This window comes from Maribacter hydrothermalis, from assembly GCF_001913155.1.
Classification (GTDB): domain Bacteria; phylum Bacteroidota; class Bacteroidia; order Flavobacteriales; family Flavobacteriaceae; genus Maribacter; species Maribacter hydrothermalis.
Window position 1 is genome coordinate 2942296 of sequence record NZ_CP018760.1, and the last position, 14202, is coordinate 2956497.

12 protein-coding genes are annotated in these 14202 nt (G+C 35.1%); 3 read left to right on the forward strand and 9 right to left on the reverse strand.

Annotated elements, in window-relative coordinates:
• The first annotated feature begins 87 nt into the window (after positions 1 to 87).
• Positions 88 to 3063 (forward strand): protein translocase subunit SecDF, encoded by a 2976-nt coding sequence (gene secDF / locus BTR34_RS12545; RefSeq protein WP_068485945.1) that lies wholly within the window; start codon positions 88 to 90, stop codon positions 3061 to 3063.
• Between the two features lie 74 nt (positions 3064 to 3137).
• On the opposite strand, the gene BTR34_RS12550 is transcribed toward secDF, so the two are convergent.
• The 7 genes from BTR34_RS12550 to exaC form a co-directional block, all read right to left on the reverse strand.
• A complete protein-coding gene (locus BTR34_RS12550) occupies positions 3138 to 4364 on the reverse strand; it encodes an ATP-binding cassette domain-containing protein (protein WP_068485947.1) in 1227 nt (408 codons plus the stop codon).
• Positions 4365 to 4886, reverse strand: coding sequence for a GNAT family N-acetyltransferase (locus BTR34_RS12555; RefSeq protein WP_068485949.1), 522 nt, complete (start codon positions 4884 to 4886; stop codon positions 4365 to 4367).
• 25 nt (positions 4887 to 4911) lie between these two features.
• Entirely contained in the window at positions 4912 to 5406 is a 495-nt protein-coding gene (locus BTR34_RS12560; protein WP_068485951.1) for a DUF192 domain-containing protein, read from the reverse strand.
• Positions 5406 to 6368 carry a prolipoprotein diacylglyceryl transferase gene (gene lgt, locus BTR34_RS12565; protein WP_068485953.1) on the reverse strand — a complete coding sequence of 321 codons (963 nt, stop codon included), beginning with the start codon at positions 6366 to 6368 and terminating at the stop codon, positions 5406 to 5408. Before lgt ends, BTR34_RS12560 begins: the two co-directional genes overlap by 1 nt.
• A 275-nt stretch (positions 6369 to 6643) precedes the next feature.
• On the reverse strand, positions 6644 to 6877 hold the full coding sequence (gene yidD, locus BTR34_RS12570) for a membrane protein insertion efficiency factor YidD (protein WP_235843249.1): 234 nt from the start codon (positions 6875 to 6877) through the stop codon (positions 6644 to 6646).
• Positions 6878 to 6977: 100 nt separating this feature from the next.
• Entirely contained in the window at positions 6978 to 7352 is a 375-nt protein-coding gene (locus BTR34_RS12575; protein ID WP_068485955.1) for a DUF779 domain-containing protein, read from the reverse strand.
• 12 nt (positions 7353 to 7364) lie between these two features.
• On the reverse strand, positions 7365 to 8888 hold the full coding sequence (gene exaC, locus BTR34_RS12580) for an acetaldehyde dehydrogenase ExaC (RefSeq protein WP_068485957.1): 1524 nt from the start codon (positions 8886 to 8888) through the stop codon (positions 7365 to 7367).
• Between the two features lie 195 nt (positions 8889 to 9083).
• Here exaC and BTR34_RS12585 point away from each other — a divergent pair, with 195 nt between their 5' ends.
• Positions 9084 to 10007, forward strand: a complete 924-nt coding sequence (locus tag BTR34_RS12585) for an AraC family transcriptional regulator (RefSeq protein ID WP_235843250.1) — start codon at positions 9084 to 9086, stop codon at positions 10005 to 10007.
• On the opposite strand, the gene cysS is transcribed toward BTR34_RS12585, so the two are convergent.
• Both cysS and folE read right to left on the reverse strand, forming a co-directional pair.
• Positions 10004 to 11482 carry a cysteine--tRNA ligase gene (gene cysS, locus BTR34_RS12590; RefSeq protein WP_068485959.1) on the reverse strand — a complete coding sequence of 493 codons (1479 nt, stop codon included), beginning with the start codon at positions 11480 to 11482 and terminating at the stop codon, positions 10004 to 10006. The genes BTR34_RS12585 and cysS overlap by 4 nt on opposite strands.
• 14 nt (positions 11483 to 11496) lie before the next feature.
• Entirely contained in the window at positions 11497 to 12177 is a 681-nt protein-coding gene (folE, locus tag BTR34_RS12595) for a GTP cyclohydrolase I FolE (RefSeq protein WP_068485961.1), read from the reverse strand.
• Positions 12178 to 12302: 125 nt separating this feature from the next.
• Between folE and BTR34_RS12600 the strand changes: the two genes are divergently transcribed.
• On the forward strand, positions 12303 to 14114 hold the full coding sequence (locus BTR34_RS12600) for a T9SS type B sorting domain-containing protein (RefSeq protein ID WP_235843251.1): 1812 nt from the start codon (positions 12303 to 12305) through the stop codon (positions 14112 to 14114).
• Positions 14115 to 14202: the final 88 nt, after the last annotated feature.

The window sequence follows — 14202 nt, forward strand, 5'->3', positions numbered from 1 at the left end:
ATGTAAGCACTTTGATGATAACTCATGTGCCTTACATATCTAAAATTTCTAAAATAGTAATCAACATAAATTAAATAAATTATTAAAATGCAAAATAAAGGACTTATAAAGCTTTTTGCTTTATTATTTGGGTTAGTTAGTATTTACCAGCTATCCTATACTTTCATTACAAGTAAAGTAGAAAAGGAAGCGAACACCTTCGCAGCTAGCCGTGTAGCGGAAGCGGAAGAAGGCTATGTGGCAAAAAGAGAAGTTGTAGCTGCTAGCTACCTAGATTCTATCGGTAACAATGCTATTCTTGGTTATACCAATTATAATGAGGCTAAAAAGAAAGAACTAAATAAAGGTCTTGATCTTAAAGGTGGTATAAACGTAACACTTCAAATTTCTGTTAAGGATATTCTTAAGGGATTGGCGAACAATACTAAAAGCCCAGTTTTCAATAAAGCCTTGGCAGATGCTGACGCAGCTTCTAAAAATAGTGATGACACGTATATTGATTTATTTTTCCAAGCTTTCGATAACATAAAGGGAGATACAAAATTGGCTTCACCAGATATCTTTGCAAATAAAGGTTTAAGTGATGAAATCAATTTTCAAATGTCTGATGATGAGGTTAAGCCTATCATCCTTAGAAAAATAGATGAGTCTATCGTTTCTGCTTTTGAGGTTTTAAGGGAACGTATTGATGGTTTTGGTGTTACACAGCCAAACATTCAAAGAGAAGGTAACTCTGGCCGTATATTAGTTGAATTGCCTGGTGCTAGAGATATTGCTCGTGCGCAAGATTTATTATCAAGTACGGCTCAATTAGAGTTTTGGGAAACATATAAGCAAAGTAATACTAGCTTTAGCACATTCTTAATTCAAGCAAACGAGAAATTAAAGGAAATAGTTGATGTTGAAAGACCAGAGCAAATTAAAGAAGAGTCAGAATTAGATTCTTTACTTTCTGATGTTTCTGCTGATTCTTTAGATTTAGCGACTCAAGTTAATCCTTTATACGAATTGTTGATACCTGCTAATCCAGGTAGTCATGCAATGTTTCGCGCAGCCATTAAAGATACTGCGACTATTGGTTCTTACTTAAGAATGCCAGAAATTAGAAGATTATTGCCTGCAGATATTCAGTTTACTAAATTTGTATGGGAAAGACCTTCTACGGAAGAAACTGAAGTTATTGATTTGTATGCATTAAAATCTAACCGAGAAGGTACGCCTAGAATTAGTGGTGACGTAGTAAGTGATGCAAGAGCTGATTTTGACCAGTTCAGTAAGCCTGCTGTTTCTATGACTATGAACACGAAAGGTGCTAAAGAATGGGAGAAATTAACTGGTGATGCATATGCAAACCAAACTGGTATTGCAATTGTTTTAGATAACAAAGTATATACTGCACCTGGTGTTTCTTCAGGACCTATTTCCGGAGGTCGTTCAGAAATTACCGGTAATTTTACCGTAAACGAAACAAAAGATATTTCCAATGTACTTAGAGCGGGTAAACTACCTGCTTCGGCAGAAATTATTCAATCAGAAATTGTTGGTCCTTCATTAGGTCAAGAAGCTATTGATAGTGGTTTTATGTCATTCTTAATAGCAATGGCTATTGTTCTTTTATGGATGATTGCTTATTATGGTAAAGCTGGGGCATTTGCTGATGTGGCACTTTTGTTAAACATCTTATTAATTTTTGGGGTACTTACTAGTTTAAATGCTGTGTTGACCTTACCTGGTATTGCGGGTATTGTTTTAACTATTGGTATGTCTGTTGATGCTAACGTACTAATCTTTGAGCGTATTAAAGAAGAATTGGCAAAAGGCAAAGGTAAGAGCCAGGCAGTTGCGGACGGTTTTGGAAATGCATTGTCTTCTATCTTAGATGCAAACATTACAACTGGTTTAACTGCAATAATTTTATTTATTTTCGGTTCAGGGCCAATTAAAGGTTTCGCAACTACCTTATTAATAGGTATTATTACTTCTTTATTTACAGCAATTTTCATCACACGTTTATTGGTTGATTGGTATGTTGGCGGAAAAGGTAGAAGTTTAGATTTCTCAACGAGTTTAACTAAAAATCTTTTCAAGAGTGTAAACATCGATTTCTTAGTAAAGAGAAAGATTGCTTATGTTATTTCTGGAATTTTAGTAGCAGTAGGTTTATTTTCTTTATTCTTTGGTCCTGGACTGCAACAAGGTGTTGATTTCGTTGGTGGACGTTCATATACTGTTCGTTTTGAGCAGGCGGTAAATCCGTCTGAAATAGCATCTGAATTGAATACTGTTTTTGGTAGCGGAACTAATGTAAAAACATATGGGGAGTCTAATCAAGTTAAAATTACTACTCCATATAAAGTAGATGTAGAGGGTATAGAAGTTGATGCTGAAATTCAGGATAAACTATACACTTCTTTACAAAAATACTTGCCGGATGGTATTAGCAAAGATGCTTTTGTTCTAGGTGGTGTTGAAGATGAAGCTGTTGGTATTTTGCAATCTGTTAAGGTCGGACCTACGATTGCCGATGATATTAAGAACAATGCATTTTTGGCAATCTTAGGGTCTTTAGCAGTTGTATTCTTATATATTTTATTAAGATTTAGAAGATGGCAATTTTCATTAGGTGCTGTAGTAGCAGTTTTCCATGATGTTTTAATTGTACTGGGTGTTTTCTCTATTTTTGGTAAATTAATGCCATTTAATATGGAAATAGACCAAGCATTTATAGCTGCTATACTTACAGTAATTGGTTACTCGCTGAATGATACTGTGGTTGTGTTTGACCGTATTCGTGAAACTTTGGCAGAACGTGGCTGGAAAGGTGGCACAAATATTAATTACGCAATAAATAGTACATTAAGTAGAACATTGAATACGTCTTTAACTACATTGGTAGTATTATTATCAATTTTCATTTTTGGTGGTGAATCGTTAAGAGGATTCATGTTCGCAATGATCATTGGTGTCGTAGTAGGTACCTATTCATCTGTATTTATTGCAACTCCTGTAATGTTCGATGCATTGAGTAAGAAAATTACTTCTGGTGAAGAATCAAAACAATAGTAGATATTATAACTAACTCAAATAGAAAAAGCCGTTCAGAAATGAACGGCTTTTTCGTTTTAAAAAGTTGGACATTACTTAATAATTCCCGAAGAACCCCTTACGCTAGGCTTGAGTTCTAAGATTTGTTTGGCTTTTAAGCCTTTTTCTTTTCTATGGGAAACAAAAATGATAGCGGTGTTCGTTTCATTGGCAATCTTATTGACCAAAGCAACCAATAAACTGGCAGATTTATCATCCATACCTGCAGTTGGTTCATCTAAGATTAATAACGGGGGATTTTTAACCATTGCACGCGCGGTCATTACCAGTCGTTGTTGACCGGTAGATAAAGTTTTAAAGTATGTGTTTTTTAAATTTTGTAAATCTAAAAGGGTCAACCATTGGTTTACAATTCTTTTCTGAAGCTCCGTTGGTATGGTATAAAGACCTACGGAGTCGGTTAAACCGGAAATGAGCATGTGCTCTATAGAATATCTGCCATGAAATTTAAGTGTCATTGCAGGTGCGTAGTACCCAATTTTCTTTTTTATATCCCAAACACTTTCCCCGCTACCTTTTTTATTCCCAAATAAATAAATTTCTTGACCGTATGCTTTTGGGTTGTCTCCAAATATCATGGAAAGCATGGTAGATTTACCACTGCCATTAGCTCCTGCAAGTTGCCAGAAATCACCCTTCTTTACTCTCCAGTTAATATTGTTTAGTATTTGCTTCTCACCATATGAAATACTTACGTCTTTAAAATCGATTAAGGTGTCATCAAGGTTATCGTAATGGGTTGTTGATGCGGGTATATTTATGGAATTAAAAGTATGTGAGGTATAACTTTTATTAAATGATGATGTTTCAACTACCGAAAACTCATCATTTTTAATACTACCGAAATGTTCAATAAAAGAAAGGGTGTCTTCCTTTCTACTGGCCAATTGAATAAAAGTAATGTCTTTTGAATGTTCTTTAAGTATGGATTTAAGCGCTGTTTGAAAATCGATATCCAAATTGTCAAAAGGATTATCTAGAATAATATAATCCGGTTTTTGGTTTAGTAAGTAATGAAGAAGCGCTCTTTTTTGTTCTCCACTTGACATGGTTTCTAAGGCTTGTTTTTCAGAACTTATAATCTTATTATCGTGCTTATCTTCTTCATCAATTAATTTATCCAAGGTAAAAGCAGAAAATAATTTTCCAATTTTAGTATTGAATTCTTTTAGCTCTAATGGTATTCTACCGTGTTGAAAATCCTTAATAAAGCCTTTTTTATCAGAATTGTTGTCTAAATATATTGCCCAATGATTCATTTATGCGTTTATTCTAAAAATATGAACTTCGTTATTGTGGTAGGTGGTTGTAAAGTCTAAATACATACCATTTTTAATAGCTGTTTTTTGGGAAGGAATATTATCAACTTGTATAATTGAAATTAAACTATTTGCCCATTCTTTTTTGAAAGCTACTTGTTTGCATTTCTCGGCGGCTTCAAAAGCAAGACCTTGTCGCCAATATGTTGGTAATATAGAATAGCCTATTTCAAATTCTTCTTTCTTATTCACTTCTTGTATCAGTACTCCACAAAGACCTACTAAGGTCTTGTTGTCCTTTAAGAATAAAGCATTCATACCGCCTAAATCTTCCTTGTATCGTTCAAAAATTCTGGCAAATTGTTGTTGGCAGGCGACTTTTGGGTCTGTTGGTAAACCTGACCAATATTGACTACTTAAAGGTTCTTCATGAAAAGGTAGCCAATTTTCAAAATCTGATGGGCGCACTTCTTTAAAAAGTAAGCGTTCAGATTCCTCGTTGAATAATACGTACTTTGGCATTATGGGATAAATATATAGGGGTAATCTACTTTCTATTAAAATTAATGCTGTCACCAGTGGATAGCCCTAATTCTTGTACTAACCCAGCATTGACTTCCAGGACATATTTTATAGGTACTTGAGATGACAGACCAGCCTCGTTTAGTGGTTGCGCGTTTTCTTGAAAACTTGCTATTTTTAGATTTTCTTTAATGTATATAATATCTAAAGGAAACTCTGTATTCTTCATATAAAAAGAATGCATTCTTTCATTAGGAAAAATGAATAACATCCCTTGATTATTATCCATTCCCTTGCGGTACATAAGTCCGGTTTGGGTTTCATAATCAGATTCTGCAAATTCAATATTGAATTTAGCCTTAATTATATCACTAGTACTTGAAAAGATAGTTAAGTCTCCCTCATGGGTAAAATCTATACTTTCTGTAGCAATGGTTTTTTTAGATTCTTCTTTGCACGAAAAAAGTAGTATTGCTATGAAAATTAATACAAACCAACTTTTGAGTGTTGCCTTTAACATTATGCAGTTTTAGTACTTCTGAACATGAAGTAGAGTCCAATTAAAATGAAAGGTATACTTAACCATTGACCGGTTGATAGCAAGCCCAAAGATTCTTCAAATCCACCTTGACTTTTCTTAACGAATTCAGCGAAGAAACGTACGGTCCATAGTAGCACAAAAAATAGCCCAAATAGGTAACCTGGCCTATTCTTTTTATCTGTTTTCCAGTATAGGAAATATAATAGAACGAAAATGAAAAGGTACCCTACACCTTCATACATTTGAGCTGGATGGCGGTATGGTATCTCCGCTAAATATTGAGAAAATTTTGGATTGTTTTCTATAGCTGCATAAGCGGCATTTACAGTTTTTTCTTGTGTAATACCTAATGCTTTAGAAGGGTGTAAATCGTCTGAATCCCGAATGAATTTTGTAGCGAATATGAAATTTTCATCAACGATTTTACCATTAATTTCAGAATTAAAAAAGTTACCTAAACGAACACAAAAGCAACCAATAGCTACTGGGATTACCATTCTGTCAAATATCCATAACATGCTAAATTCTGGGTACTTTCTTGTGTATAGGTAGGTGCCTACTATTATACCAAGAGTAGCTCCGTGACTTGCTAAACCAGTAAAACCTGTAAATTCATAGCCGTTAATTAATCCAAATAATAAACTACCTGTGTCACTTTCGCGAATGGGCAAAAGTATTTCTACTATGTGATTAGAATAATAGGCCCAGTCATAAAAGAAAACATGACCTAACCTAGCACCTAACATTGTGCCCAATACTGTATAAATAAAAAGAGAATCTAATTGTTCTACAGATTTTTTCTCGTTGAGGAAAATCTTTTTCATTAGAAACCATCCTAATGCAAAAGCGGTAATCCATAGTAAATTATAATACTTTATTTGTATAAACCCTATATTAAAAAGTGTTTCATTAGGGTTCCAAGTAATTCCTAAAAAATGCATGTATTGAATTTAGAAAGGCTAAGATAATAAAATAGAAAACTCCCTAGGCTTTAGAACTGGAAAATCGGTTTTGCATTTAGTTAAAAGAGAGCGTTGGGAAAAGAGAAGATAGAAAAGAGAGATGAGAAAATAGAGAAGAGAAAATAGATGTTATAAAATAGAAAAACTTGGTTATTTGACTATGTCAAAGTTATGACCAACTGAACTTTTAAATTTAGTTAGCTTTTTTTGACTTGAACTTGAATTTTGTATTTGAATTTGTGTTTGAAACTTAATTAAGGAACTGGGTCATAGCCTTTTCCACCCCATGGGTTGCAACTGAAAATACGTTTGGTTGCCATCCATCCGCCTTTAAACAATCCATGTTTTTTTAATGCTTCTAAAGTATATTGTGAGCAAGTAGGGGAATATCTACATGTTGCTGGAGTGTAAGGGGATATTGCTATTTGGTAAAAACGAACCAATACAACAAAAGGAGTAATAAGAATTTTTTTTAATGATATTTTCACAGTAAATAATTGACTTTACAAATTTACTACAAAACGACTAATTCTATGAAATAAGAAATCCGGATGCAATGCATCCAGATTTCTGAAAAAAAAGTATTGTTTAGACACCTATTCTTATAGGTTCTAGATTTTTAGACTCTTCTTCAGAATATAATCTAGATCGTATTAAAAATCGAAGTCCTAATGGAATTTCCAATGAAAAACTTGAACCAATGCCAGGGACCACATCAACCGTTAGTTGGGTGTGTTTCCAATATTCAAATTGGTCTCTAGACATATGAAAATTGCAGCCTTCTATGTTGCCTAGCCAAACATCGTTATCATCGAGCATTAAATCACCTTTTTCAAAACACATGGGGGATGAGCCATCACAACAGCCACCACTTTGGTGAAACATGAGTTCGCCATGCTTTTCTTTTAGCTGAGCAATTACTTCAGCCGCTTTTTCGGTTACCAATACTCTTTTTGTTTCCATAGTAATTCGTTTTTAAAAGAACCCCATTTTTTTCTTATCGTAAGAGATAAGCATGTTTTTTGTTTGACGGTAATGCGCCAACATCATTTTATGGTTTTCTCTACCAATACCAGATTTTTTGTAGCCGCCAAAGGGAGCATGTGCAGGGTATAGGTGATAACAATTTACCCAAACCCTGCCAGCTTTAATGGCTCTTGAAATTTGATAAGCTTGGTGTGTATCACGTGTCCAAACGCCAGCACCTAGACCATAAAGAGTATCGTTTGCAATTTCAATTGCTTCGGCTTCATCTTTAAAAGTGGTAACGCAAAGTACGGGTCCAAAAATCTCTTCCTGGAATACACGCATTTTATTATTTCCTTTTAAGATGGTTGGTTGTATATAATAACCACCCTCTAAACCTTCATTGTACGCTTGAGAACCACCAGTAAGTACCTCGCAGCCTTCTTCTTTCCCTATTTTTATGTAGCTAAGAATTTTCTCGAACTGATCGTTTGATGCTTGCGCCCCCATCATAGTATTCGGATCTAACGGGTGCCCCATTTTAATCGCCTTGGTACGTTCAATTACGCGTTCTATAAACTTGTTGTAAATGCTTTCTTGTACCAACATTCTAGACGGGCAGGTACATACCTCACCTTGGTTAAGTGCAAACATATTTGCTCCTTCTAAACACTTGTCGAAGAATTCATCGTCTGCATCCATAATACTCTCAAAAAATATATTTGGAGATTTACCGCCTAATTCTAAGGTAACCGGAGTAATGTTTTTAGATGCGTATTGCATAATTAATTGCCCGGTAGTTGTTTCTCCGGTAAAGGCAATTTTATCGATTCTTGGGCTAGACGCTAATGGTTTACCTGCTTCTGCACCAAATCCGTTTACAATATTTAGAACTCCGTCAGGTAAAATACCTTCAATGATTTCCATTAAAATTAAAATTCCTACGGGGGTTTGCTCAGCAGGTTTTAAAACTACACAGTTACCGGCTGCTAATGCTGGAGCTAATTTCCAAGTAGCCATTAATAACGGAAAATTCCATGGGATAATTTGTCCTACAACACCTAATGGTTCAGTGACATTTAAAGCCACCGTATTAGAATCTAATTCGCTGACAGAGCCTTCTTCAGCTCTTATGACACCCGCAAAATATCTAAAATGATCCACCGCCAATGGTAAATCTGCTGCACGGGTTTCACGAATTGCTTTACCATTGTCCCAAGTTTCTGCCCTTGCAAGAACTTCTAAATTTTGTTCAATTTTATCGGCAATCTTTAAAAGCATATTGCTTCTTTCGGTTGCTGAAGTAGCATTCCATGTTTTGGCTGCTACCCAAGCGGCATCAATGGCTTTATCAATATCCTCGGCTGTGGATCTAGGTATTTTTGTGAATGATTTTCCGTCTACTGGAGAAATATTGTCAAAGTACTCTCCTTTACTTGGCGCTACCCACTTTCCGCCAATAAAATTTTCATACTGATTTTTAAACTTGGGTTTCTGAAGAACATCTTTTTCTACTGTTGCTGTTGTGCTCATAATATATGATTTAAGTTAATAATAGAAGTCTTATCGTTTTAGGTATGCCAATACGATATTCTAAAATTACTTCTCTTGTACTCAATTCATCTGACGCATTCTACGAATAATGTGAACTATTCTATCATATATTGATTTTATGATTTTTTTAAGTATATAATTTTGTAAATTCCTTAAAATTAAATCAAAATTAATGTGATTCAGTTATCTGACAATTTCTTTAATGGAAGACGATTAGAGACTTTGGTCGAGAACCAAACCTCTTATACCATGAACAATGCTGCCATGCATGTTTTTGAAACACATGAGCAAGCAGCAAGTATATTATTGAAATTTGAACAACCTGTTTTGGCGAGTATGATACAGGGAAAGAAGATTATGCACCTACGAGATTATGAGTCATTTGATTTTCTACCGGGTGAGTCGTTAGTATTGCCGGCAAATGAGGGAATGTGTATTGATTTTCCCGAAGCCATGGCAAAGAACCCCACTAGATGTTTGGCAATGGCTATTTCTGAGGATAAGATAAATAAGGTATTGCAGTTCATGAATGAGAATATGCCCAAGAGCACCAAAGAAGCTTGGGGATTAATGGACTATAATTTTCATTTTGTAAATGACAGGGGCATATTTCAAATTATTCAACGTCTCTTGTTTCTGTTTTCTGAAGATCACCCCTCTAAAGACTTATTTGTAGATAATATGTTGCGTGAACTTATAATACGCATTTTGCAGACCAACGAGCGTAAAATATATAGTAATGCCACATTATCCATTAAAAAGGAAAGCAGGCTTACCGAAGTTATACGTTACATAAGAGATAATGTACATAAATCATTAAACGTAGATAGCTTAAGTAAGATAGCTTGTATGAGTCCGTCACATTTTTATAGAACCTTTAAATTAGAGCTTGGTATTTCTCCGGTAGAGTTTATAAATAACGAGCGTATAAAATTAGCTGTAGGTCTATTGCAAGACCCTAAACGTAGCATTAAGGATGTATATCTCGATTGCGGATTTGAAAGCAGGTCTTACTTCAACAGGGTCTTTAAAACAAGGCAACATTTAGCACCTGGTGAATACCAGTCTAAAATTCACAACTCTAAATTTTTAGATTAAAGGCTGTACGTAGTCCCTTCTTTACCGTCTTTTAATTGAATACCTAACGCTGCTAATTGATCACGTATTTGGTCAGATGTGGCAAAATCTTTGTTTTCCCTAGCTGCTTTTCGCAATTCAATCAATAATTCTACAACTCCACCTAATTTTTCGGTATGGGCATCAGAACTACTTTTGTTCTCTAAACCTAAAACATCAAAGACCAAACCGTGTAAAGTGTTTTCTAACTCTAGTTTATCTTCTAGGGTAATAGATTCCGAACCTTCTTTTATAAGGTTGATGTGTTTAACGGCATCAAACAATTTTGCAATTAAGATGGGCGAATTAAAATCATCGTTCATAGCTGCATAACAAGATGTCTTCCAGTCTGCAATATCAAAATCGGTGGTCTTTCCGGTATTTAATGATTTTAGGCTGTTAATGGCCTCCATTAATTTATTGAACCCTTTTTCAGAAGCTAATAATGCATCGTTACTCATATCTAAAATACTGGTGTAATGTGCCTGCATCATAAAGAAACGAACCATAGATGGAGAGAAAGGTTTACTTAAAATCTCATTTTCACCTGAAAATATTTCTCCTGGAAGAATGCTGTTTCCGGTAGATTTAGCCATTTTTCTTCCGTTCAAGGTCAACATGTTGGCATGTAACCAATAGTTAACAGGACTTTTGCCGTTACAAGCTTCAGCCTGTGCTATTTCACATTCGTGGTGTGGAAATTTAAGGTCCATTCCGCCGCCGTGAATATCAAATGTTTCGCCCAAGTATTTTGTACTCATAGCGGTACACTCTAAATGCCACCCAGGGAAACCATCGCCCCACGGTGAAGGCCAGCGCATAATATGTTGTGGTTCTGCTTTCTTCCATAAAGCAAAATCTTGTGGGTTATGTTTGTCGTCTTGCGCGGCTAGATCACGCGTATTGGCAATCATGTCTTCAAGTTTGCGTCCGCTAAGTTTACCGTATTCGTGTTCTTGGTTGAATTTAGCAACATCAAAATATACAGAACCATTGGTTTCATAAGCAAATCCTTTTTCAAGAATATCCTTAATAATTTCTATCTGCTCAATAATATGACCAGTTGCCGTAGGCTCAATACTCGGAGGTAAGAAATTGAATTTCTCTAAAATATTATGGAAATCTACAGTATAACGCTGTACCACTTCCATGGGTTCTAATTTTTCTAATCGTGCCTTTTTTGCAATTTTATCTTCTCCGTCTTCGGCATCATCAACTAAATGACCGGCATCCGTAATGTTGCGAACATAGCGTACTTTGTAACCAAGATGTCTAAAGTATCTGAAAATCATATCAAAAGACATGAAAGTTCTGCAGTTTCCTAAATGTACATTGCTATAAACGGTTGGTCCACAAACATACATCCCAATATGGCCTTCGTTTATGGGTTTGAAAACTTCTTTCTTTCCCGTAAGGGAATTATATACTTTTATTTCTTGACTTTCGTACAGTTGCATAAAGCTATATGCTATTAAAAATGGGTATCTAAATTAAGGTAGTTCAAAAACTCTCGACGTACCAATTCTTCTTTGAATTTACCGCCATACTCAGCAGTTACGGTACTACTATCAATATCGCGAATTCCTCTAGAATTTACACAAAGATGTTTTGCATCAATAACACAGGCAACATCTTCGGTACCCAAAGATTTTTGTAATTCTCTTACGATTTGAATATTTAAGCGTTCTTGAACTTGAGGTCTTTTAGCATAATAATCAACAATGCGGTTCATTTTAGAAAGACCTACAACGGTACCGTTAGAGATGTAAGCAACATGTGCGCGACCTACAATGGGCAGTAAATGATGTTCACAAGTTGAATATAATGTTATGTTCTTTTCAACCAACATTTCACCATACTTATACTTATTGTCAAAAGTGGAGGCCTTAGGTTTTCTACTAGGATTTAAACCACCGAATATTTCGTTAACATACATTTTGGCAACTCGGTTAGGCGTTCCTTTTAAACTATCGTCGGACAAATCCAAACCTAACGTTAGCATAATTTCACGTACATTTTCACGAATACGTTCAATTTTTTCCGCATCGTCCAATTCAAAAGCGTCAGAACGTAATGGAGTATCTTCTGACGAAGAAATGTGGTCGTTCCCTATTTCGTCAAATTGATTTTCCAGTGTATCCTCAATTTTCATTTTATCTATCTTTTAGAAGGCGCAAAGATATACAATATGTGCCACTTTATAACTTATTACAGGCATTACACAACATAAATTAGCCATAACGTTAAGGTCTAGTTAAATTTAAAATTCCAAATTTTATGTCACCTATGGGTAAGTATGGTATAACCATCCTTTTTTTAAATTTATTTTGCGCCTTAGTTAGTTATTCTCAAGTTGCACCAGATTGTATAAATGCAATTCCGATTTGTAATAATACGCCAATAAACGCAGGGACTAATGGCTTTGGCGTTGATGACTTTAATGGAGCATCTATTTCTGGTTGTATTACCCAAGCGACAGGTACTATAGAAACCAATTCGGCATGGTATCGATTTAGAAGTGGGGAAACTGGGCAATTAGGTTTTAATATTGGTTTTGATTCTAATGAAGATTGGGATTTTGCATTATATAAAACGGATGATTGTAGTGCGCTAGGTGAGCCTGTAAGATGTAATTACTTTGATAATTCTGATGACAGTAGCTACATTGGTGTAGGTGAAGATCCCACTGGGATTGATAATATTCAATATGACGATTGGTTAAATGTTACTCCAGGTGAAGACTATCTTTTATTAATAAATAACTATAGTAATAACAATTCAGGCTTTTCCATTCAATTCTCTGGTAACATATTTATAGCGTATCCAAATTCGGCATTAGATTGTAATATAATTGATAATTTATTAGGACCGCCAATTATTGCATGTGAGAATCAAACTGTGGTTTTGGATGCCACTACGGTAGACGCTCTAGACTATGAGTGGTACTTAGATGCTGGTACAGGTTACCAACGTATACCGGGAGAAAGTGACCCTGAACTTTCTATAGCGGTTTCAGGTATGTATCGTGTTTTGGTGGTAAGACCATTAGGAAATAATTTAATTAGCGAAACTCAAGTTGCATATGCACCTTCTCCTGAAACATTTGAATTAGAAGATGAAACTGCTTGTTTAGATGGTACGGCAATTGATTTTAATGCAAAAGATGTTGAAGCATTGGGAGGACAAAGTTCAATAGAGTTTCGTGTATCTTATCATGAAAGCTTTGAAGATGCATTCGATGGTGCTAACGCACTTTCAAAAGAATTTATACCAACAGAGGTTTTGCAAACCATATATGTTAGAACGACGTCTATAGAAAACTCAATGTGTTTTGATGCTTCCGAAACTTTTGAAATTAACGGAATTGAATTGCCAGATTTGAACTTTGATACTAACGTTTTTGTTTGTGGAGATGCACCAATAGCTACAATTGGGCAAGAAAATCCAGATTCAAATTTTACCTATGAATGGAGTTCGGGTCAAACTTCATCATTAATTACTGTTGCAGAAGCAGGTATTTATACCTTGTCAGTTACTAATACGCAAGGTTTAATACAATGTGTTACAATCCGTTCGGTAACAGTTGTGTTTTCCAGTCCGCCGATTATTTCAGATATTACTATAGAATATGAAGATGATGCATCCAATATAGTACGTGTTTTCTTAGAAGAAGATGGCGATTTTGAATTTCAAGTGGATAATGATACGCCACAGAATAGCGGAGTATTCAATAATTTATTCCCCGGTGAGCACACAATTACCGTGCGCGATGCAAATGGGTGCGGATTAGACACCCGAGATATTGTCGTAGTAGGATTTCCAAAATTCTTTACACCTAATGGAGATAATGTTAATGATACCTGGAAAGTAGACGGATTGTCGGCTTTAGATAATCCTGTAATAACTATTTATGATAGATTTGGTAAACTATTGCATCAATTAAATGAAAATTCTAGTGGGTGGAACGGTGCATTCAATGGATTGTTATTGCCTGAATCTGATTATTGGTTCAAGCTATCGTATACCAATTCATTAGGCCAAAAAACAAACGCATCTTATATAAATAATCACTTTACTTTAAAGCGTTAATCGTTTTAGTTACAAAAATTGTAGTGTATTTTATCGATTAAATACCATAATATTCGATGTAAGATACTAAACCTTGGCATGTGTAGTT